This is a genomic window from Paenibacillus sp. 1-8, assembly GCF_056316205.1.
This window is the reverse complement of sequence record NZ_CM149995.1, coordinates 200937-222230: the sequence shown is the minus strand read 5'-3', so window position 1 is coordinate 222230 and position 21294 is coordinate 200937. Positions and strand designations below refer to the sequence as shown.

The following is a 21294-nucleotide window of genomic DNA, read 5'->3' as shown; positions in this document are numbered from 1 at the left end:
GACAGACCCGAAAGCCCGTCAAGACAACACAATTCATAAATCCGTATTAACCATTCAAATAATGGCTTACAATTTCAGCAGCAGCGCCTTCGTCGGTGACAAGAATATCTTCCTGCCCGAAACGCAGCACTGCATGAATAGCGGCCGCCTTGCTCTTACCTCCAGCCACGCCTAGAACCGTCTCGGTACGCCTGATATCCTCCAAGCGAAGTCCAAGCGTCAGCATTTTGTGAATAACGACACCGTCTTCGTTAAAATAATAGCCAAACGATTCGGCAACCGCGCCCTCACTGCTGATCTGGGCAAAGGTTTCGGGGTCAAGCTTGCGTCTGCGTGCCATCGCTATGGCGTTGCCTATCCCGTGAATGATGATCCGACTCTCTCGAATCAGGCTCAAAATATCCTGAATATTCGCATCTTCAAGCAGGGAGTTGTAAGCATGATTGCTGAGCAAATCTGGTACATGGAGCAGACGGTATTGTGAGCCGACCTTGCGAGCCATTGTGGAAGCAATTGTGTTGGCCTGCATTTCCATGCTTTCTCCCAAACCCCCGCGTGCCGGTACGAACCATCCGCCCTTAAGTGGGCCATTAGCAGGTAGTGTCAGTTGGTCCGCCACGTCCGCAATCGTCGTGCCACCTGTTACGGCGACTACATCCTCGTCGTCCATAACGCTCAGCAGCGCTTTTGCACCAGCACGGCCCAGCTCCTGCTTCGTTAAAGGAGAAGCATCCGAATCCCCTGGAACGACAACCACCTTCCTCAAACCATAGGCTTGACGAATCTGATCCTCCAATTGGGACAGGCCGAACAAGTTGTTCGCAATCGGCTCCAGCTGTTCCAGCAGATCCAGTCCTGCTTTGCTCACCTTCATGCCCACACTCTCAATCTCAATCAGCCCTTGGGCTTTAAGAAGATCAGTTTCGGCGCGCAACACGCGCTCGGTCATGTTCAGTGAAGCTGCCAGCGTTCTGCGTCCAATGACATCGGACAGCATAATCTGATGCAGGATCGTGTACCTTTTTTTCAAAACATCCATGAGGTCGGGCAGAAGCTGCTTCTGTATTTCTAATATCTTTCGCATGCTTTCCACTCCCGCACACTTCTAAGTTCTGTCTCTAATGCTATATCACTAACTGGTCTTAAAACGTCCCGGGTTAACTTTTTAAGTCCCACGTATATCTTAACCAATATTTGCTCTACATGCAAGTCTATCTGAACCTATATTTCTCAACTTTTTATGTGAATATGCGCACGTAATAAAAGCTTGCAATTCAATGCCGTATATCATATAATCATCTTTGTTTCCAATTAGCTGTGCGCCCGTGGTCCAACGGATATGACGTAGGCCTCCGGAGCCTGAGATCGAGGTTCGATTCCTCGCGGGCGCGCCATTTTTTATGAATGTTTAAATGCTTCCATATACTATTTTAACCAACTAGAGCGCAGAGGGCTCTTTTTTTTTAACCATTAGTTTGACTTTCTTTGACTTTTTGTTTGAAATTGTTTATCATGTGGTTAATACGGTAACAGTTTATAAATAGGGACGTGTAATCGGCATGTCCACCAAATCCATTAACGATATTAAAGGGAGGTTTTTTGACGTGAGCTATGTTCCTATGGTAGTAGAACAAAGTAACCGCGGCGAACGCGCCTATGACATTTATTCCAGACTGTTGAAGGATCGCATTATTTTGTTGGGCTCGGACGTCAATGACGTTGTAGCCAACTCTATTATTGCGCAAATGCTGTTTTTGGCTGCCGAAGATCCTGAAAAAGACATTCACTTGTATGTTAACAGCCCTGGCGGTTCGATCACAGCTGGTATGGCCATTTTCGATACGATGCAATATATTAAACCTGACGTGTCTACGATTTGTGTAGGTATGGCGGCTTCCATGGGTGCGTTCTTGCTGAACGCAGGTGCCAAGGGCAAACGTTTTGCCTTGCCAAACAGCGAGATTATGATTCACCAACCGCTGGGTGGCGCACAAGGTCAAGCAACGGATATTGAAATCCGCGCCCGCCGCATTCTGAAAATGCGCGACAAATTGAACCGCATTCTCGCAGATCGCACAGGCCAACCACTGGAGCGCATTGAAAAAGACACAGACCGTGACTATTTCATGTCCGCAGATGATGCCAAGGAATACGGTATTATTGATAAAGTGCTAACTAGCTCCTCTCCAGAAGGTGTATAAGAGAACGAATTATCGCCTTTGAGTAGCTGGTAAACCAAAAAAGCTGCCCCGGATGATTGTATCCGGTAGGCAGCTTTTTTGCGTCTTACTGTTCTTTTGGGTATAAATAGTACAAATGATTCATTTGTACTATTCATTCTGTCCAGCAAAAGGCTTACTGCCTTGAGGCAACAATTGAGCAAACGAATAAGTGAACTCAGGAATACCATACGCATAAGGCCCATACTCATACAAGTCAAACACAATCGTCACACCGCTATTCGTTACATAAAAATTAGGATTAGCCGCAATATCCTTGAAGCCACCAAAGCCGCCTTCATTCACCATTGGACCATTAATTTTTTTCTTCAGGTCGCTATTAAGAAACTGTTTGTAATTAGGATTGGCCTTCAGCACGTCAGACAATTGCAGCAATTTCCCATCAGCGAGTGAGAACGTATATCCTTTACGGGCCGTCATACCATGAGCACCAGCCGTATCGGAGTAATCCTCCATAATGATGCTCAAAATCCCTTGTTGGTTATGGGCAATAACAAAATCATTACTGAAAGTATACGGTCTTTCTACTGTAGGTTCACCCTCTGCTACTTGCTTTTTGCCTGCTGCCAGTACTCCCTCCGCTTGCTTTTTGAGTACACTGTTAATGGCCTGCTGAGCTTCAGGGTTTAGCTGGCCACCGCTGATTTGCGGGTACTTAACCTTGTAGGACACCTTTGCATCACTCGAAGCCGGAAGAGATTGGGACGTAATCGTGATCGGATTTAGCTGGCTTTTACTCAATGTTACTGTTTTCTGAGCTGCATTCCACTGAGCATCGATACCCAGATAGTCTTTCAGCAGACTCATAGGAATGTACAGCTTCCCGGCGATCTGTTTGGCGGTCATGCTACGCGTGCTGATTCTGTTAACATTGACATAGGTATACGAGGAAGAGGACATGATGAAAAGCTTGTTGTACCCACTACCTACGGTATAAGTCGCTGTTTTGGCATCATAACTCACTGGAATTCCCAGGCTGTCGCGCAATACTGCTACGGGAATCAATGTGCTTCCGTTCACCTGAATCCCTTTGGTGGCCAACGTTTTACCATTCCATTTGATAGAAATACCTGGTTGCTGTGCTGTAGCCTGTTGTTTGGATGAAGCTGCTTCGATATAGGAAACGGGAACAACTGCGACTCCTACTAAAATTCCCGCTGTCAGCAGTGCGGTGCCCCATTTTTTCGTGTACTTGTTCATATGAAGTATCCCTCCTGTTGTAGATGTGTACTGTGTATTGATTACTTTACTTATTATATCTATACCCCAATGTTCGTTGTTTACAATCTGTACACTCTCCGATTTCAATCTGTACATCTAGGGGGCCCAGCTATTACAGACTCATTACAAAATAGTTTCGACATATAAAAAAGCCAGCAAGTCATCCTGCAAATAAAGCAGGGCACTTGTAGCTTCGTTATAATCTGTACGTTAGTTCAATTCGTATTGTGCCGATACTTGGACCTTCACAGTCACTTGACCCGATTGTATCTCTGTTCCACCGCTTGTATCCAAGAGTGCTTTACTCATAGCAGCCTCTCGTTGTGTGAAGATTTGGGCATCTCCCCCATCTACCGTTACGTTCAAGAGAGTTCCAAGCCCACGTTTAGTTGCCTTGGCTACAGCATTTGCTTTGGATTGAGCATTTCCCAACGCCTTGGCAATGGCTTCTTCTTCATAAGCTGAAGAGTTTTCTACTGAAAAACGCACGTTATCTACGTTGTTCGCTCCAGACTGTGTGGCCCCATCCAGCAATTGACCGATTTTATCCAAATCACGGTATTTAACGGAAAGTGTATGGTTGGCAATATAGCCTTTAAGCTTCTGTCCAGCTTTTTCGTCGTAGGTATAGTTAGGCTGCACGTAGAACTGGCTCGTCTGAATGTCGTCCGCACGGATGCTCCACTTTTCTTTCAGCAGTTGTGTGACCTTACTTATTTTAGCGGCGTTGGCTTTTTGGGCAGCGGCTGCTGTATTTCCTTCAGATTGTACGCCGATGGATAAATAGGCAATATCGGGTTTAACCAATACCTCCCCGCTACCACTCACATTAATTACACTGCTTACCGTCGTAGATGCTGACGCGGCATAGGCGCGATCTGCTCCTGTCCATAATCCTCCCGCTACTACTCCTGCCAATAATGCTCCTGCCAGAATTGCTGTATTTGCAGCTTTCGTCCAATGTTTCATCATATTCGCCCTCTTTTCTTGATGATGTGTGTACCTTCCAGACGGAAACAAAGGGAAAAGGTTGCAGTTAGGCACCATATTTCCGAACAGAGTACCACCACAGGATGTAAATTACTTGTAGCTTGGGCCAAACACAGCGGTGGTATTCAAAAAGACCCCATTAGAGCAGCCCAGCAGGGGATTGACCACTCTGTTTTTCCGGATACAAAAAAAGCCCCAAAGGGGCTTTCACTAAGAGCATTTACCATATCACAAAGCAGATGTTTGTTTATTGATTTTCCAGCTCTACCTTACTAACCAGACTTACTAAAGCGTTTACAGCCTGCTCGGCGTCCGCGCCTTCAGCACTAATGTTAATTTCAGTACCTGTACTGATGGCAAGGCTCATAATACCCATGATACTCTTGGCATTAACCTTTTTGTCTTCTTTTTCCACAAAAATCTCAGATGAATATTTATTCGCTTCCTGTACGAACAACGCAGCAGGTCTGGCGTGCAGTCCTGTTTTCAAGCGTACCACTACCGGATGTTTTGACATGTTAGCTTACCCCCTCATCAAATAAATCTGGACACTACTTACTCCATTTTATTTATCACATTATAACATTAACCCGGGACAGACACTAGAAAAAAAACTAAAAAAAACGGGGCTGAAAGCCCCACGGACACTCTTTTTACGGAATCAGGCCGTTTTCTCCCCTGATTTTGTCAGCCATCTCATCAATTTTACGAAGTCGATGATTTACCCCCGATTTACTCACGACCCCTTTGAGCATCTCCCCGACTTCTTTCAAATTCAAGTCAGGATGGGCGAGACGAATTTCCGCCACCTCTCGCAGCTTATCTGGCAGCGTATCCAGCCCGACTTCCCTCTCCAGCAGCTTGATATTCTCAATTTGCCGGACAGCAGCTCCAATCGTCTTGTTTAGATTAGCCGTTTCACAATTAACAATCCGGTTTACGGAATTGCGCATATCGCGCATGATGCGGACATCCTCAAATTTGAACAAAGCCTGATGCGCGCCAATGATGCTGAGTAGCTCAATGATCTTTTCGCCTTCCTTGATATAGAGAATAAAGCCTTTTTTTCGCTCAATGCAGCGGGCATTCAGATGAAACTCATTCGCCAGATCGACCAGCGCCTGGCAATGCTCCTCATACATCGAGGAAATCTCCAGATGGTAAGACGATCCCTCCGGATTGTTCACAGAGCCACCTGCCATAAAAGCGCCACGCAAATAAGCCCGCTTACAACAGTTTTTCCGAATGATATCCCGACTAATCCCGTCCGTGAACAAGAACCCTTCTGATACGATGTAAAGATCCTTCAAGAGCTCTTGTACACCGCTTGGAATGCGGACAATGTACACGTTATTTTTTTTCAGACGCATTTTTTTCCGTACAAGCAGCTCGATATGAACTTGAAAATGCTTTTTGATCAAGGAGTAAATCCGCCTTGCAATCGCGGCATTTTCTGTGGATACATCCAATGTCACCCTTTTATTGGACAGCTGTACGGATCCGAGCATGCGTATGAGCGCAGATAGTTCTGCTTTCTCACAGCAGGGCTGGCTCTCGATCATCGTAAGCTCTTTTTTTGTTTGTGCCGCAAAGGACAAGGGACTCACCTCCTTCTTAATATCCAGTTTTGTACCAATTGGTAAATGTGCTGGCTCAGTTTGTCGGCATCGTGCCGTAAATAGGTGCGGAACAGAACAAGCGTATCTGCCACCACTTTATACCCCCGGTCAGTCAGTTCTCCCATGTCTACTTGAACCGGCTTGGCTCCCTGCTCGGCATACATTTCCTGTACCTGGGGCGGAATTTCTCCATTATTGACGATTACATAATCAAACAAATGATGCCCTACATGCTCATAAATAGCCTGTAAGTGGTCTCCCACGGTATATCCATCCGTTTCGCCCGGCTGAGTCATAACGTTGCAGACGAATATTTTGATGGCGTCTGATTTCACTACAGCCTCTGCAAGCTTCGGTACAAGCAGATTAGGCAAAATGCTGGTGTACAGACTGCCAGGACCAATCAGGATCGCATCGGCCTCATTAATGGCCTCTACAGCCTCAGGCAACGGCTCCACGTGAGTCGGTTCAAGAAAAACTCGTTTGATTCTGCCGCCCGCTTCCGGGATTTTGGATTCACCGGTAACCACCGTGCCATCCTCCATTTCGGCGCTCAGTACAACACCTTCTTCAGCCGCCGGCAGCACACGCCCCCGTACAGCAAATACACGGCTAAGCTCACGCACCGCCGTCACAAAATCTCCTGATATATCGGTCATCGCCGCCAAAATCAGGTTGCCCAGACTATGGCCTGCCAAGCCTGATCCTGCGCCGAAACGGTATTTCAGCATATCGGACATCACCGGCTCTACATCAGCCAGTGCAGTCAGCACATTACGAATATCCCCCGGAGGGGGCATTTGCAGCTCACTGCGCAATATCCCGGAGCTTCCACCATCGTCAGCGACTGTAACAATAGCCGTAATATCCAGCGGCTTTTGTTTCAACCCCCGCAGCATGACGGACAAGCCGGTTCCGCCGCCCATAACAACAATACGAGGGCGCTCCCGTTGTGATCCGGTCTCTTTCATGTTTTCACCTCTTTAATGCCGGTCGCGATCAGCATCCCGATGTGAAACAGAAACCGATTCTGTTTCACTGGCACCCAGCATTTTTCCTAAATATTCAGATATCGCGACAGAACGATGCTTACCGCCGGTACAGCCGATACCGATAATGACCTGACTCTTGCCTTCCTTGCGGTATTGCGGAATCAAAAAATGTAACATATCCAACAGTTTGGTCAGAAATGCCTGAGTCTCAGGCCATTTCATAACATAATCATACACATCGCTGTCCTGTCCGGTGTGTGGCCGCAATTGATCCACATAGTGAGGATTGGGCAGGAAACGCACATCGAATATAAGATCGGCATCAATGGGAATACCATATTTGAAGCCGAAAGAGGTAATGTTTACGGAAAGCATGCTGCTCCCCAGATGAGAAAACCGGGAAATAATCCGCGCCTTTAAAGTTGCAGGCTTCATCACACTTGTATCAATAACCTGTGTTGCCGAGCTTTTCAGCTCCTCCAACATTTTGCGCTCTAGTCGAATTCCGTCCAGAGGCATACCATCCGGAGCAAGCGGGTGGCGACGACGGCTTTCCTTGTATCGCTGTACGAGAACACCGTCATTGGCATTCAGGAACAAAATTTCACAATGAATCGTAAAATGATCCTTAATATAGTTCAATGATTCCGACAAGGCCGTGAAAAATTCTCGCCCGCGCAAGTCAATCACCAGCGCCACTTTGCCTATCTTACCGTTGGACTGTTCAATTAATTCAGCAAATTTGGGAATCAGCACAGGCGGTAAATTATCAACGCAGAAGAAGCCCAAGTCTTCCAGGCTTTGCACTGCAATGGTCTTCCCTGCGCCTGACATTCCCGTAATAATAATGAGTGTTGCCCACGGCGCAGCGTTTTTTAGGTTGTCTGTCATATGGACTTCCCTCTCCTTTTGCTTCTTCGCTCTATGTCATGTACCCTATGGATCAGGAGCGCAGCAGCAAACCGGCTGCTCCTACGATACCTGCGTCATTGCCAAGCGATGCCGGAACAATAGATACCCCTTGCTGGAGCGGCTCAGGTGCCAGTTTGGCAAATACCAGACGCATCTCTTCGAACAAGAAATCACCCGCTTTGGAAACACCCCCGCCTACAATAAACAGCTCCGGGTTTAACACGGTGGCAACCGCTGCCATAGATTTTCCCAGATAAAAGGCAGCCCGCTTCACAATACGCAGCGCGACCTCATCCCCGGCCTTGGCCGCATCAAATACTTCCTTGGCGGCGATTTGAGCTTCCAGCGCCAGGGAAGTCCGATCTCCACGTTCCACAGCGTCATTTGCCATACGGATAATGCCCGTTGCAGAAGATACGGTTTCCAGACAACCCATTTTGCCGCACCCGCACTGAATGGCCTCCAGATCCGGTACGACGCTCATATGACCAATTTCTCCAGCCATGCCTGAGAAACCTTGATATATTTTACCATTAATAATAATACCACCGCCTACACCCGTTCCCAGGGTATAACATACGCAGTTTTCTATGCCTTTGCCCGCCCCGGCCCAAGCCTCGCCAAGTGCAGCGACGTTAGCATCATTGTCTATTTTTACAGGCTTGCCAATCCGTTCCTCCAACAGTGCACGGATCGGTACGTCACGAAAGCCAATATTGGGAGCGAGGACTATAATACCTTCGCGAACATTCGTAAAACCGGCAACGCCCGCTCCGACACCCTTCAGTTGATCCCATTCATAGGGAGATTGCTCAACAATGTGCCGCACATATTTTTCGATATTGCTGATCACAACGTCTACGCCCTTAGCTGTTTCCGTTGGTCCTTCGTATGTGTGCAAAAGCTGTCCGTCTTCATTACAAATGCCCACCTTAATTGCCGTACCGCCCAAATCGACACCCACATAGATACTTTCAGACATGTTCCAAGCCACCTTTATGTTTACTTAAAAACTGTGTATGAAATATATGATTAAAATCTTGACTTCATAATAATTACCTACGTTCCAACTATAATTGAAGCCCCGGTTACGGTCAAGGACACTTCCCTGTTGGAAAGCGCAGGATTAGCGGAACTTCAGGTCTCATCATCCATAAAAAGGAGAAAGCCTGTGCAGATGCAGCAGGCTTTCTCTTCCTGAATCCAAGGCACGGCTTAACAGGGCCTATCAATCGCCCTCACCTTAGCCATGTTGTATCCTGTAGCTTTCTTTATTGATCCAGTGTTTTGCTCCAGTCATGAACAGCGCTACCTTCGAGATATTTCTCGCAGTCCATAGCCGCCATACAGCCCGTTCCCGCAGCCGTAATGGCTTGACGGTAACGGCTATCCTGCACATCCCCGCAGGCAAATACCCCGGGAATCTTCGTTTCTGTCGTTCCTGGCTTCACTTGAATATAACCATGATCGTCTGTACTGAGTTGACCGTTCAGGAAGCCCGTATTAGGCGTATGTCCGATGGCCACGAACACACCATCTGCTTCGATCAGCTCATCCTGGTTCGTCTCATTATTGTGTACCTTCAAGCCCTTTAATCCCGTTTCTCCCGTTACGACCTCCAAAGGAGTCCGATTTAACGCCCAATGCACTTTTTCATTTTCCCGTACGCGATCCTGCATAATTTTAGATGCCCGCATCTCATCGCGACGGTGAACCAAGGTTACACTGGAGGCAAACCGGGTCAGGAAGCTCGCTTCCTCCATGGCCGAATCGCCTCCGCCTACTACAATGATCTTTTTCCCACGGAAAAAGAAGCCGTCGCAGGTCGCACAAGTGCTGACTCCGCGTCCTACATTGTCCTGCTCACCCGGAATACCGAGATACCTAGCGGACGCGCCTGTAGCAATAATCACTGACTCCGCCTCAATGATGCCTTTTCCCTCTACCTTCACTTTAAAAGGGCGCTTGCTGAAATCCACTTCCTCTACCCAGCCGGAAGTAAATTCAGCGCCAAAGCGTTCGGCCTGCTTGCGCATGTTATCCATCAACTCAGGTCCGAGGATGCCTTGCTCAAAACCCGGAAAATTTTCAATTTCGGTCGTTGTGGTAAGCTGCCCGCCGGGCTGCATTCCCTCAATGATCAGTGGATTCATGTTCGCGCGCGCCAAATAAATAGCGGCTGTGTAGCCTGCAGGACCTGTACCAATAATTATGGATTTATACATACGTTTGTTGCCTCCCTTAAGTGGTGTTTAGAGCAGGTCTCAGACCCGCTTTTTAAACGTGGAGATCGGCTGTTTCATCTTCTGCTTGATACCGCACACGCTGTCAATCTGGCGTGCATAGCGACTTACGGTCGATACGGAAATTCCATAACGGTCAGCTACTTCCTGATAGGTCACCGAATGATGATGCATTTTGGCTGTCAGGTATTCCAGCGCCGCTGCCCATCCCTCAGTATGCTGAACAATCGGGACTTCCGGGGCAAGCCGATCCAGATATTCCAGCCAAAGTGACCTCAAATCGCGTTGCATGACCGGATCAGACGGCTTGCTCATAACGGCAAGTACCTTATCCAGCACTGCCTGCCATTCCGGGTGGACAGTTGAATGGGCAGACACCTTATCTTCGGATACGTGGTGAACCTTCTCTGACTCTGGTCGCAGAAGTCGTTCCGTTTCCTGATTTGTCTCCTGTATGCCCTTAACTGGCGGCTCCGTCAGCTCTTGCAGCACTTGCAAGGCGCGCCGTTTCAACTCGCCTTCCTGATCCGGGTCTTCTATGAAGGACTCCAATGCCTGTCGCACCTCATCGTCACCGATCAGGCTTAGCGCCTGAATGACTTGAAGCTGGGTCGCTCGATCACCGTGGCGTAACGCCCAGAAGAAGGAAGACCGGATTAACGGGTCCCGCTTCATGCTGTCAGGCACCTGGTCAGCTCCGAACTTCTCCCACATGCGGAATTGTTCCTCAAAGGGGAGGTGGTAATGGTAGCTGAGCACTTGTAGCGGTGTACCCTCCTGCTGGAGCTCCTCCAGCCGGGACAGGAAAAACCGCGGAACTTCCGAGGAAGCATCCTGCTTTTGCAAATGACCCCACAACCGCCGGGCCTCCGCATATCTTCCCGTATTGCTGGCAGCCACCGCCGTATAATGGTACAGGGAGGCGTCATCATTATTCTCTCCGTCACCTTGAAGCAACCTGCGAAAATGTCTGTAGGCCTCCTCATGGCGTCCGAGAATCCCCATCGTAGTAGCCAGCTTGAATACCTGCTCCTCCTGAAATGGTATGGTGACCGTCAACGTTTGAATCAGACGATCCAATTCCGGACCTCCGCCCTCATGCTGATAAAAGATCGCCAGGTTGCACAACGCATGCAAATTACCCGGTTCATCCTCCAGCACCCGAAGAATGGTAGTCTTCGCATTTTGAAACAGTCCCATGTAGTAATACGCCAGCGCCAGATTGTTCCGCGCAGCGAACATGTCCGGCTGTTCCTCTGAAATTTGCTTAAGCAATTGGGCCGCCTGAGCAAACTTCCCTTCCTCCAGCAAGACACGGGCCTGATCATGCTCGACCACTCCCTGCCGGGCCTTAATGCGGTTCAGCTTGGTTGGACGGTCCAGCTCATAATAGAGCAGCTCCATCATTTCCTCGGCTTCATCGAGAAACTGTCCTTCTTCGTCCTCCTCCAAATACGTGACCAAGGCTTTCTCCGCTTCTTCAAACTGCTCCATATTGGCGTAATTATTCGCCATATAGAAGTAACACTCTGTCATCGACGGGTCTACGTCGCTCAGAACAGAGGACAGGATCTCATTCGAACCTGCATAATCCCCCATCTCTGATAATATACCCGCCATATTACAATGATTCACCGGATTATCCGGTTCATATTCAACGGCTTTGCGAAAATATTTCAATGCCTTGTCATAATGATTGCGATCAAGCGAGCGCACAGCTTTCTCAAAAAAGAAAGATGCGTCGAAACGCAAAACAATAATCTTAGGGCTAGGTCCCGAAGCTCGCAGATGTTTCCCTTTCATAAATAACAAAGGCACCTCCTTTAACTGTAACTGGCATGTTCATACCCTTCAGTATACCACAACTATAAAACGACTTGACAGTAGGGTATACCTCATCCCAAAAAAACGGAACCCTGTCCTGACCCATCCGCTGGAAAATGAGTGGATAAGCCAAATAGCCGCACGCGCCTTCATGTGTAAAAAGGCAACGTTCGGCAGATTATTGAGCTATATATTAGGCAGAACATAGACCTCAAAGCATCAACGGCACGGACGAGCGCTCACGCTGCCGGAATACGGCAAGCTCACGATATCCGACCTCATGCAGAAGCGCGCGCGCCTTCTCCAAATGCTCGGACAGCTTCGCCGGATCATGAGCATCCGAGCCTACCGTCAGCGGAATGCCTAGCGACAATGCCTCCTCCAGCATGCGGCGGCTCGGGAACATCTCTGCACAGGGCTTGGATAGCCCCGATGCATTCAGCTCCATCGCCCGCCCGCTGCGGGCAACGGCCGAGAGTACAGAGTGCTCCAGTTCACGCAGCTCCTCCGCTTCCTCCGGCTTCGGATAGTGGCCGAAACGCTTAATGACATCCAGATGCCCCATGATGTCATACAAACCGGTAGCTGCCGCTTTGGAAACCGCATCATAATAAGTCCGGTACACCTCCAGCACATTTTTGCCTTCCCAATGGTGTACCTGTCGGAAATCCGTTACATCCCACTCCCCAAGAAAATGTACGGAGCCAATCACATAATCCCACGGATATGCGGTGATGATGTCTTCGATTTCCCGTTCCCAGCCCTCGATGTAGTCGCCTTCCAAGCCGACACGAATGTCAATCTGTCCCTTATAGCGTTCCTTTAATTCCAGACATTCTTCCACATATCGGGGCAGCTCTTCCATAGGCATCGCCATCTCCGGGTAATAGTCGGCCGGGTTAACATGCAATAGCGGCATGTGATCGGACAAGCCAAGCTGATCCAGCCCCAGCCGAATACCCTGCTGCACATACTCTTCCAGATTTCCTATCGCATGTCCGCAGCGGGCATGATGCGTATGATAGTCAATTTTCATGCGGCTCTCCCCTCTTTCAGCGCTGCATCACCCATTTTAATCACGACGGGGACGCTCATGACGGCGGTTCAGCTCAGCCAGCACATCATCCAGCGGTAGTTTGCGCTCCTGTAACAGTACCAGCAAGTGATAAATCAGATCGCTGACCTCCAGACGAAGCTCCTCATTATCCTTATTCTTGGCGGCAATGATCGTCTCGGATGCTTCTTCGCCAACCTTTTTCAGAATCTTATCCACGCCTTTGTCAAAAAGGTAGGTCGTATAGGCCCCTTCAGGACGTGTCACTTCCCGCTCCTTAATGATTGCTTCCAACTGGGCAAGCACCTCAAAGCGGTCTGTTGCAGCATGAGTCGTGCCCGTTTGAGTCGCCGCCGACGCTTGGCCCCCGGCATTTTCCGAAGCAGGAGCCACAGCCGTTCCTGGTGCGGAAATATCACGGAAAAAGCAACTCGTTGCTCCGGTATGGCAGGCAGGACCATTCGGAATGACACGGACGAGCAGAGCGTCACCGTCACAATCCAACTGGATGGAGGTGATTTTTTGCGTATTCCCCGAGGTTGCCCCCTTGTGCCACAGCTCCTGTCTGGAACGGGACCAAAACCACGTCTCTCCCGATTCCAGAGAAAGCTTCAGCGATTCTCGATTCATATAGGCCAGCGTCAATACTTGAAGCGTGGCATCATCCTGCACAATCGCTGAGACAAGTCCCGCTTCATTCCAGCGGATATTATCCAATACCTGTTCCAGAGATAGCTGCTGGTTCAATTCGTTGCTCATCGTATCTCCACTCCTCTGCGCTTCAAATCCCGTTTCAGCTCGGGAATTCCTATTTCTTTATAGTGAAAAATGGTTGCCGCTAAGCCAGCATCCGCTTTACCCGCCGTAAACACGTCATAAAAATGCTCCTGCTTCCCCGCTCCACCGGAAGCAATGACCGGAATACCTACGGTATCCGACACCGCAGAGGTCAGCGGCAGATCAAAACCATCCTTGGTTCCGTCCGCATTCATGCTGGTCAACAGAATTTCGCCTGCCCCCAGCCGTTCAGCCTCCTTGGCCCATGCCAAGGCACGGATACCGGATGGCGTGCGGCCTCCGTGCGTATATACTTCCCACTCGCCCCACGCCTCATTGTACTTGGCATCAATCGCAACCACGATGCATTGTGAGCCAAAGCTGCGCGCACCCTCCGCAATAAGCTGAGGGTTACGAACGGCCGCCGTATTAATGCCGATTTTATCCGCCCCTGCACGCAGGATGCGCTTCATATCATCGACATGGGATATCCCGCCGCCCACGGTGAAGGGAATGGCAATTTCCCCCGCTGTCTGACGAACCACCTCTTCCATAGTGGCGCGACCTTCAACCGAAGCGGAAATATCCAGAAATACGATTTCGTCTGCGCCTTCCCGGTCATAAAGCGCCGCCAGTTCTACCGGATCGCCTGCATCGCGTAAATTCACAAAATTGACGCCCTTAACTACCCTGCCATCCTTTACGTCCAGGCAGGGAATAATACGTTTAGCCAGCATGCCTACCCCCCCTATGCCTTTGCTACAGCTTGTACGGCGACCTGTAAATCAATGCTACCTGTATACAATGCCTTACCCACAATAGCGCCGCCTACACCTTTTTGTGCATAGGCACTTAACGTAATCAGATCGTCCATCTTGCTGACACCACCGGAAGCAATTACGGTGCGTCCACTGCTTTTCGCAAGTGCCACGATCGCCTCTACATTCGGACCCTGCATCATTCCATCGCGGGAAATGTCCGTAAAAATGAACGTTTCCGCGCCCTTGGAGGCCAGCTCAGCCGCGAGTTCATCCGCCCGCACCTCCGAGGTTTCGAGCCACCCTCGTGTCGCTACATAGCCATTTCGCGCATCCAGACCGATCGCGATCCGGTCACCATAGGTACCCAACACCGCTTCCGTAAAAGCACGGTCCTCAATCGCCGCCGTGCCCAAAATCACCCTGCTCACGCCCAGTGACAACAGCCGTTCCACATGCTCGCGTGTACGCAAGCCACCGCCCACCTGTACAGGTACCTGCACCGCAGACGCGATGCGTCCAATCAGCTCATCATTCACAGGTTGACCCGCTTTCGCACCGTCCAGATCGACAAGATGAATGTAGGAGCCGCCCAAGCGTTCCCATTCGCGGGCCACCTCTACCGGATTTTCGTTGTATATCGTCTCCTGGTTATAATCACCCTGCACCAGCCGTACACATTTGCCATCGCGAATATCAATCGCCGGATATATCGTGAACAAAGTATGACCCCCTTGTGAGCTATTCAAAAAAACCTATGTGTAATTACGCTCGCTTTTCCGCCTCTGCCAATTCCAAAAACTGACGAAGCAGTCGCATTCCCATTTCCCCACTCTTCTCTGGATGGAACTGCATACCGTATACATGGCCTCTGCCCACGATAGCTGTCACCGGCCCGCCGTAATCGGTCACCGCCAACAAATCGCTTTCTACCTCCGGCTTGGCATGATAAGAATGCACAAAATACACATGCCCTTCCTCCAAGCCTTGCACCAACGGATGTTCCGGCTGCGTCATGCGCAGACGATTCCAGCCCATATGAGGCACCTTCACACCCAGATCAGGAGCAAAGCGCACGACCTCTCCCGGCAAAATATTCAGCCCCTCATGGCTGCCATATTCTTCGCCACGAGTGAACAACAACTGCATCCCCAGGCAAACGCCGAGCAACGGCTGTCCAGCGCTCGCGACCTCCTGAATGACCCGATCCAAGCCACTGGAACGCAAATGCTCCATAGCGTCTCCGAACGCCCCCACACCCGGCAAAATCACACCGCTGGCGGAACGTATCACTTTCGCATCTCCTGTTACTACAGCCTCATAGCCAAGACGCTCAACCGCCTTGCTCACACTATGCAGATTGCCTCTGCCGTAATCCACAATAGCAATGGACATGGACTACAGCACTCCCTTCGTCGAAGGCACTCCCGTCACCCGCGGGTCAATGGATGTCGCTTCATCCAGTGCACGTCCCAGTGCCTTGAACACCGCCTCGATCATATGGTGGGTATTTTGCCCGTAGTGAACAATGACGTGCAGCGTCATACGAGCCTCCAACGCGAATTTCCACAGAAATTCATGCACCAGCTCCGTCGAAAAGCTCCCTACCTGCTGTGACGGATACTCCGCACGATACTCAAAATGCGGTCGGTTACTAAGATCAATGACGACCTGCGCGAGCGCCTCATCCATCGGTACAAAGACGCTGGCATAGCGCTTGATTCCTTTTTTATCACCTAACGATTCCAGCAAGGTTTGCCCCAGACAGATACCAATGTCCTCTACGGTATGGTGATCGTCGATGTCAACATCCCCTCTGGCCTGTACGTTCAGGTCAAATTGTCCGTGCTTGGTGAACAAATCCAGCATATGATTCAGAAAAGGGACATCTGTTTCGATTTCGGTTTGCCCTGTGCCGTCTACCGCAAAAGATAGCTGAATATCCGTTTCGTTCGTCTTCCGGCTGACGCTACCTGTACGTCCTGCACCGTTATTTTCATTCCCCATCGCCATCCACCGCCTTCTTCTCATTGTCCAATCGAACCTGTATCGCCCTTGCGTGGCCTTCCAGCCCTTCATGCCGGGCAAGCTGCATAATCGTCTCTCCATTGCGCAGCAGCGCTTCCTTGCTGTAATAGATCATACTCGACTTCTTGATAAAATCATCAATATCGACCGGAGAAGAGAACCGCGCAGTTCCATTGGTCGGAATAATGTGATTAGGCCCGGCAAAATAATCGCCTATCGGCTCCGAGCTGTACGCTCCCAGGAAAATCGCTCCCGCATTTTCGATCAGACCCACATGCTCCATCGGATTCTCTGTCATGATTTCCAAATGCTCCGGGGCAAGCTTGTTCACAATCTGGATCCCCTCATGCAAAGTGTCCACGACAATAATCGCTCCATAGGCATCAACCGATGCAGCAGCAATATCTCTGCGTGGCAGCTCCGCCAACTGGCGCTGTACCTCGGCTGATACTTCTTCTGCCAAGCGTTGCGAGGGCGTAACCAGAATGGCCGAGGCCATTTCGTCATGTTCTGCCTGCGAGAGCAGGTCAGCCGCTACATAAGAGGCGTTCGCCGTATCGTCAGCCAGTACGACAATTTCACTTGGTCCTGCAATACTGTCGATATCCACCGCACCGTACACCTCACGCTTCGCCAGCGCTACATAAATGTTGCCGGGGCCGCAAATTTTATCGACCGGTTCAATACGATCTGTCCCGTAAGCGAGAGACGCAATCGCCTGGGCTCCGCCAACCCGGTACATTTCTGTCACACCCGCCTCTGCCGCAGCTACCATTGTATATGGATCAATTCCCGCCTTGCCGCCTGTTGCCGGGGGTGTCACCATGACGATCTCCGGTACACCAGCCACCTGAGCCGGAATCACATTCATCAGCACCGAGGACGGATAAGCTGCTTTACCGCCCGGAACATACACGCCTACCCGCTTCAACGGTCGGATAATCTGACCCAGCAAGCTGCCATCCGGTTGTAAATCCATCCACGAATTACGTTTTTGCTTCGTATGAAAAGTACGGATATTGTCCGCCGCCTCCCGAATCGCCTGCAAAAAAGAAGGCTCAACCTTGTCATATGCCGCCTTCAATTCTTCCTCCGTCACACGGAGCTGCTCCGCCGTCAGCGATACACCATCGAACGATTCCGTATACCGCAGGACAGCCGCATCTCCCTCCTGCCGTACCGAACGGATAATTGCACGAACGGCTTCATTTTGCTCAGGTGTACCGTAATCTACCTCCCGCTGGAGATTGAAATCACGGGCTGATACGATCTTCATTTGTCCCTTCCCCCTTGCTTGCAGATTGCAGATTGTTCTCCTAACCATTGGCCTTTACCTTAGTCCCTGGGTGCCACCGTAGTCGGAATTACCTGATGCAGTCGGTCACACAACGCCTGAATCGGACCATTTTTCATCCGGTAGCTGACCCGATTGGCAATCAGCCGACTCGTAATATCCAAAATACTGATCTGCTCGACCAATCCGTTCTCTCTCAAGGTCTGTCCTGTTTCCACCATATCGACAATCCGGTCTGCCAATCCGATTAGCGGTGCCAGCTCGATAGAACCATTCAGCTTGATAACCTCCACCTGCTGGCCTTGCTCCCGAAAATACTGGGAAGCCACATTCGGATACTTCGTAGCCACCCGCTGACGAATACCCGGCTGCCAATCCGGCAAAGCAATGACTGACATTCGGCAACGGGCAATTCCCAGATCAAGCAGCTCATACACATCCTTGTTCTCTTCCAGCAAAACATCCTTGCCTACAATGCCGATATCCGCAGCTCCGTACTCCACATACGTAGGAACGTCGACCGGCTTCGCCATAATAAACTCCATTCCCAGTTCAGGCAGCGGAATAACCAGCCTGCGCGTATCATCCACATCTACTGGAATAGGAACCCCCGCTCGACGAAACAGCTCAGAAGCCTGCTTATAAATCCGTCCTTTCGGCATGGCTACCTTCAACGTCTCCGTCATGGCAATTCCCTCCCTTGTACCGGTTGTCTTTCTTCGACTGTGTAGCTGTAAACCTCTGCGTACAAGTCCTGTTGCTCGCGGCGGCGATCCTCAGGCCCACCACTCAGCCCTGTCACCACAGTCCGTCCTGCTTCACGAAGCTGTGCAGCGGCGGATAACGCCTCTCTACGTCCCTGCGCATCATAACGAATGAGGACCGGGCGCTTCGCCTCGATCTGAATACCGTCCACACCATCGACAATCCGGTTCGTCTTCAACGCGAATCCTGTGGCAGGAACGGAACGGCCAAACTGCTGTAGCAGATTGTCATAGCGCCCTCCATTACATACGGGGAATCCGATTTCCGCCGCATAGCCCTCAAAAGTCATTCCTGTATAATATGAAAAGTCTCCGATCATAGTAAGGTCAATTAGCACATGCTCAGACACGCCGTAACTCTCCAGCACTTCCCAAACCTCGCACAGATGCGCAATGGATTGAATCGTCTGCTGCTCGATGCTAAGACGGGTAGCCTGCTCACAAATTTCTTTGCCCCCGCGAAGCCGGAGAATAGCCTCCAGCTTATCCCGATGTTCGGCAGGCAAACCCAAAGCTTCAATCGCTGTCCGGTAGCCCACCACATCACGGTTCAATAACAGCTCCTTTAGCGCTTGCTGTTCAGCCTGACGACCCGGAATGATTTCCTCGAACAGACCGTTCAGGAATCCCACATGCCCCATGGCAATTTTAAAAGAGGACACCCCTGCCGCCTGCAATGATGCAATCGCCAGCGCCACCACCTCCGCGTCAGCCTCGGGCGAGTCATCGCCCACCAGCTCCACACCCGTCTGGAAGAATTCCGCTTCTCTTCCCGCCTCTTCCTCAATCGCCCGAAATACATTTGCGTGATAGGAGAGCCGGAGCGGCACTTCTTCTTCCTTCAACAGCGATGATACCACACGTGCAATCGGCGCAGTCATATCAGAACGCAGCACCAGCGTGGTTCCCCGGTTATTGAGCAGCTTGAACAACTTCCGATCCGAAGTAGAACTAGCCACACCCACCGTATCGTAGTATTCCATCGTAGGCGTCATAATCTGACGGTAGCCCCAACGCTCCATGCATTCCAGTACATTCAATTCAATCGCCCGCAGCTTCGACACCGCACGCGGAAGATAATCCCGAACCCCTGCAGGGATTTCAAATCCTTTTGGCTTGGTCATCTCTATCACCTCATGATTTCACAATATCTTTATCATGGTAAAGTGCTAATAAACTAAAGTATATTCGATATATTATCATGCTCTGCCTGCGAACGTCAACCGAATGGGCAGCCCATTTTTAGAGCCGCATTGCGAAACGATCTCCCTCTATTTATTTTATCCATTGCATAATTCATGAATCCTAAAAAAAGACTGTCAGCCTTTCAGCCAACAGTCATATCAACATATTCAACCACTCACCTGTTCACCTTTCTCCGGGACGGAAACTTTGGAACTGTGCCCAGGCCGACCCAGGAATAAGGTACATAACGGAAACACAGCGTCACAATCAGCCATGAGCCAAACAGCGCTAACAGCCAACCTCCGGCAACAGAAAAGATATATTCTACCGGTGTTCCGTGCAAATTCAGCTTACGATACACGCGCAAGAGCGCCGGATGGAGCAAATAAATACCGAAGGAACAGGCACCCAGCCAACTGACCCAAGTTCGCAACGTATAGTTAGCGTGACGGTATAAGAAAGCCGAGAACTGAAACAGCACCAGCGCAGATACAAGAGCATGTGCATTACGTAACAACTCATAGATCAACGAATCTGTATAGATCGCTTCCCGATACGCTACAAACCATATCTGCACATAGACTATGCCCAGCAACAGCCAAGCCGCCCACAAACCATACCAACTGATCAACTGACCGCGACCAACTGCCGTACCTGACACCGGAAAAAACCACTTTTTAAACTCTTCATATCCAATCGCGACAGCTGCACCCAAGGCAAAATAACTGATATACGTAATCGCAAGACTTCCTCTTTCCTCTTGCCAAACGTATTTGTTCAGCAGTACAAACCCCCATTGAATGACTAACCCTACTGTCAAAATGACTAAAGCTGCTCTCCGCGGACTCGATATCCAATGGCGTAAACGCTGCACTCCCCACAGCAACAGCGGAAAGACCAAATAAAATTGGATTATGATGATGACATAATACAAATGCGTGTACGCCTTTCCCGTTAACAGCACAAGCGGAAGATCACTGAGCGGCATCAGCCCACGTGCCACCAAGGTCAAATAGTAGATAAGGGAGAATAAAACATATGGCAACACAATAAACATCAACCTTTTCCGAAAAAACACCAGCATATTCTTGCCACGAAGCGGCTTATCCACATAATTGTAAAACAGAACAAACCCGCTCACAAAAATGAATGCTGGCACCGCAAAGCTACTGAACACATTTAAAAATAAAAATGGATAAAACAACAGGGAGTGACGCGCATCAATCAATGCCATTGAAGTCGCATGAATCGTAATCACGGCTGCGATCAATATTCCCCGGTAAATATCAAGCTCTGGTATACGTTCTTTTTTGGCCAAATCAACACGCTCCCATATCGCCTTGCAAATATGTCTATTATCAAGTTTTAAACATAACTAACATGCATTACCCCA

21 protein-coding genes and 1 tRNA gene are annotated in these 21294 nt (G+C 49.8%); 2 read left to right on the top strand and 20 right to left on the bottom strand.

All coding sequences use genetic code 11. From position 1 onward, the window contains the following. Positions 1-46: 46 nt before the first annotated feature. Positions 47-1084 (bottom strand): sugar-binding transcriptional regulator, encoded by a 1038-nt coding sequence (locus AC0WRU_RS00995; RefSeq protein WP_476126866.1) that lies wholly within the window; start codon positions 1082-1084, stop codon positions 47-49. A gap of 235 nt (positions 1085-1319) precedes the next feature. Between AC0WRU_RS00995 and AC0WRU_RS00990 the strand changes: the two genes are divergently transcribed. Then, positions 1320-1394 (top strand) — tRNA-Arg (locus tag AC0WRU_RS00990). Positions 1395-1604: 210 nt separating this feature from the next. Next, complete coding sequence (gene clpP, locus AC0WRU_RS00985) at positions 1605-2201, top strand: ATP-dependent Clp endopeptidase proteolytic subunit ClpP (RefSeq protein WP_025686039.1); 597 nt, start codon at positions 1605-1607, stop codon at positions 2199-2201. 129 nt (positions 2202-2330) lie between these two features. Here the strand turns inward: clpP and AC0WRU_RS00980 are convergent, their stop codons facing one another. The 19 genes from AC0WRU_RS00980 to AC0WRU_RS00890 all read right to left on the bottom strand — a co-directional run bounded on the left by AC0WRU_RS00980 (position 2331) and on the right by AC0WRU_RS00890 (position 21219). After that, complete coding sequence (locus AC0WRU_RS00980) at positions 2331-3440, bottom strand: DUF3298 domain-containing protein (protein ID WP_476126865.1); 1110 nt, start codon at positions 3438-3440, stop codon at positions 2331-2333. 231 nt (positions 3441-3671) lie between these two features. Next, entirely contained in the window at positions 3672-4430 is a 759-nt protein-coding gene (locus tag AC0WRU_RS00975; RefSeq protein ID WP_476128525.1) for an SIMPL domain-containing protein, read from the bottom strand. 268 nt (positions 4431-4698) lie between these two features. Beyond that, positions 4699-4968, bottom strand: coding sequence for an HPr family phosphocarrier protein (locus tag AC0WRU_RS00970; protein ID WP_013368811.1), 270 nt, complete (start codon positions 4966-4968; stop codon positions 4699-4701). A 136-nt stretch (positions 4969-5104) separates the two neighbouring features. After that, the gene (whiA, locus tag AC0WRU_RS00965) at positions 5105-6049 is read right to left on the bottom strand and encodes a DNA-binding protein WhiA (protein ID WP_476126864.1); all 945 of its coding nucleotides are present in this window, start codon (positions 6047-6049) and stop codon (positions 5105-5107) included. Between the two features lie 5 nt (positions 6050-6054). After that, positions 6055-7041: a gluconeogenesis factor YvcK family protein gene (locus tag AC0WRU_RS00960; protein WP_025686035.1), complete on the bottom strand. Its 987-nt coding sequence runs from the start codon at positions 7039-7041 to the stop codon at positions 6055-6057. Positions 7042-7053: 12 nt separating this feature from the next. Continuing rightward, complete coding sequence (gene rapZ, locus AC0WRU_RS00955; RefSeq protein ID WP_025686034.1) at positions 7054-7953, bottom strand: RNase adapter RapZ; 900 nt, start codon at positions 7951-7953, stop codon at positions 7054-7056. A 52-nt stretch (positions 7954-8005) separates the two neighbouring features. Beyond that, the gene (locus AC0WRU_RS00950; RefSeq protein ID WP_025686033.1) at positions 8006-8956 is read right to left on the bottom strand and encodes an ROK family glucokinase; all 951 of its coding nucleotides are present in this window, start codon (positions 8954-8956) and stop codon (positions 8006-8008) included. 289 nt (positions 8957-9245) lie between these two features. After that, complete coding sequence (trxB, locus tag AC0WRU_RS00945) at positions 9246-10199, bottom strand: thioredoxin-disulfide reductase (RefSeq protein ID WP_476126863.1); 954 nt, start codon at positions 10197-10199, stop codon at positions 9246-9248. A 39-nt stretch (positions 10200-10238) separates the two neighbouring features. Then, positions 10239-12020: a tetratricopeptide repeat protein gene (locus tag AC0WRU_RS00940; protein WP_476126862.1), complete on the bottom strand. Its 1782-nt coding sequence runs from the start codon at positions 12018-12020 to the stop codon at positions 10239-10241. Positions 12021-12252: 232 nt separating this feature from the next. Next, positions 12253-13077, bottom strand: a complete 825-nt coding sequence (hisJ, locus tag AC0WRU_RS00935) for a histidinol-phosphatase HisJ (RefSeq protein WP_476126861.1) — start codon at positions 13075-13077, stop codon at positions 12253-12255. Between the two features lie 36 nt (positions 13078-13113). Beyond that, positions 13114-13854 (bottom strand): bifunctional phosphoribosyl-AMP cyclohydrolase/phosphoribosyl-ATP diphosphatase HisIE, encoded by a 741-nt coding sequence (hisIE, locus tag AC0WRU_RS00930; protein ID WP_476126860.1) that lies wholly within the window; start codon positions 13852-13854, stop codon positions 13114-13116. Continuing rightward, positions 13851-14609: an imidazole glycerol phosphate synthase subunit HisF gene (hisF, locus tag AC0WRU_RS00925; protein WP_025684761.1), complete on the bottom strand. Its 759-nt coding sequence runs from the start codon at positions 14607-14609 to the stop codon at positions 13851-13853. The genes hisIE and hisF overlap by 4 nt, the downstream gene beginning before the upstream one ends. An 11-nt stretch (positions 14610-14620) precedes the next feature. After that, positions 14621-15352, bottom strand: coding sequence for a 1-(5-phosphoribosyl)-5-[(5-phosphoribosylamino)methylideneamino]imidazole-4-carboxamide isomerase (gene hisA, locus AC0WRU_RS00920; protein ID WP_044645048.1), 732 nt, complete (start codon positions 15350-15352; stop codon positions 14621-14623). Positions 15353-15395: 43 nt separating this feature from the next. Further along, positions 15396-16025 carry an imidazole glycerol phosphate synthase subunit HisH gene (hisH, locus tag AC0WRU_RS00915; protein WP_044645049.1) on the bottom strand — a complete coding sequence of 210 codons (630 nt, stop codon included), beginning with the start codon at positions 16023-16025 and terminating at the stop codon, positions 15396-15398. Positions 16026-16028: 3 nt separating this feature from the next. Next, on the bottom strand, positions 16029-16637 hold the full coding sequence (gene hisB, locus AC0WRU_RS00910) for an imidazoleglycerol-phosphate dehydratase HisB (protein ID WP_025684758.1): 609 nt from the start codon (positions 16635-16637) through the stop codon (positions 16029-16031). After that, positions 16627-17934 (bottom strand): histidinol dehydrogenase, encoded by a 1308-nt coding sequence (gene hisD / locus AC0WRU_RS00905; protein WP_476126859.1) that lies wholly within the window; start codon positions 17932-17934, stop codon positions 16627-16629. The genes hisB and hisD overlap by 11 nt, the downstream gene beginning before the upstream one ends. A gap of 59 nt (positions 17935-17993) precedes the next feature. Continuing rightward, positions 17994-18638, bottom strand: a complete 645-nt coding sequence (gene hisG, locus AC0WRU_RS00900; protein ID WP_025683469.1) for an ATP phosphoribosyltransferase — start codon at positions 18636-18638, stop codon at positions 17994-17996. Next, positions 18635-19840: an ATP phosphoribosyltransferase regulatory subunit gene (locus AC0WRU_RS00895; protein ID WP_476126858.1), complete on the bottom strand. Its 1206-nt coding sequence runs from the start codon at positions 19838-19840 to the stop codon at positions 18635-18637. The genes hisG and AC0WRU_RS00895 overlap by 4 nt, the downstream gene beginning before the upstream one ends. 236 nt (positions 19841-20076) lie before the next feature. Continuing rightward, on the bottom strand, positions 20077-21219 hold the full coding sequence (locus AC0WRU_RS00890) for an acyltransferase (protein ID WP_476126857.1): 1143 nt from the start codon (positions 21217-21219) through the stop codon (positions 20077-20079). Positions 21220-21294 lie beyond the last annotated feature (75 nt).

Excerpts from the sequence above, each read along its gene's own strand:
- AC0WRU_RS00995 (WP_476126866.1), bottom strand. The coding sequence starts at position 1,084 with ATGCGAAAGATATTAGAAATACAGAAGCAGCTTCTGCCCGACCTCATG.
- hisD (WP_476126859.1), bottom strand. The coding sequence starts at position 17,934 with ATGAAGATCGTATCAGCCCGTGATTTCAATCTCCAGCGGGAGGTAGAT.
- AC0WRU_RS00960 (WP_025686035.1), bottom strand. The coding sequence starts at position 7,041 with ATGAAAGAGACCGGATCACAACGGGAGCGCCCTCGTATTGTTGTTATG.
- AC0WRU_RS00940 (WP_476126862.1), bottom strand. The coding sequence starts at position 12,020 with ATGAAAGGGAAACATCTGCGAGCTTCGGGACCTAGCCCTAAGATTATT.
- trxB (WP_476126863.1), bottom strand. The coding sequence starts at position 10,199 with ATGTATAAATCCATAATTATTGGTACAGGTCCTGCAGGCTACACAGCC.
- AC0WRU_RS00975 (WP_476128525.1), bottom strand. The coding sequence starts at position 4,430 with ATGAAACATTGGACGAAAGCTGCAAATACAGCAATTCTGGCAGGAGCA.
- AC0WRU_RS00950 (WP_025686033.1), bottom strand. The coding sequence starts at position 8,956 with ATGTCTGAAAGTATCTATGTGGGTGTCGATTTGGGCGGTACGGCAATT.
- AC0WRU_RS00895 (WP_476126858.1), bottom strand. The coding sequence starts at position 19,840 with ATGACCAAGCCAAAAGGATTTGAAATCCCTGCAGGGGTTCGGGATTAT.
- rapZ (WP_025686034.1), bottom strand. The coding sequence starts at position 7,953 with ATGACAGACAACCTAAAAAACGCTGCGCCGTGGGCAACACTCATTATT.
- hisJ (WP_476126861.1), bottom strand. The coding sequence starts at position 13,077 with ATGAAAATTGACTATCATACGCATCATGCCCGCTGCGGACATGCGATA.
- hisF (WP_025684761.1), bottom strand. The coding sequence starts at position 14,609 with ATGCTGGCTAAACGTATTATTCCCTGCCTGGACGTAAAGGATGGCAGG.
- AC0WRU_RS00980 (WP_476126865.1), bottom strand. The coding sequence starts at position 3,440 with ATGAACAAGTACACGAAAAAATGGGGCACCGCACTGCTGACAGCGGGA.
- hisH (WP_044645049.1), bottom strand. The coding sequence starts at position 16,025 with ATGTCCATTGCTATTGTGGATTACGGCAGAGGCAATCTGCATAGTGTG.
- hisG (WP_025683469.1), bottom strand. The coding sequence starts at position 18,638 with ATGACGGAGACGTTGAAGGTAGCCATGCCGAAAGGACGGATTTATAAG.
- hisIE (WP_476126860.1), bottom strand. The coding sequence starts at position 13,854 with ATGAGCAACGAATTGAACCAGCAGCTATCTCTGGAACAGGTATTGGAT.
- AC0WRU_RS00970 (WP_013368811.1), bottom strand. The coding sequence starts at position 4,968 with ATGTCAAAACATCCGGTAGTGGTACGCTTGAAAACAGGACTGCACGCC.
- hisB (WP_025684758.1), bottom strand. The coding sequence starts at position 16,637 with ATGGGGAATGAAAATAACGGTGCAGGACGTACAGGTAGCGTCAGCCGG.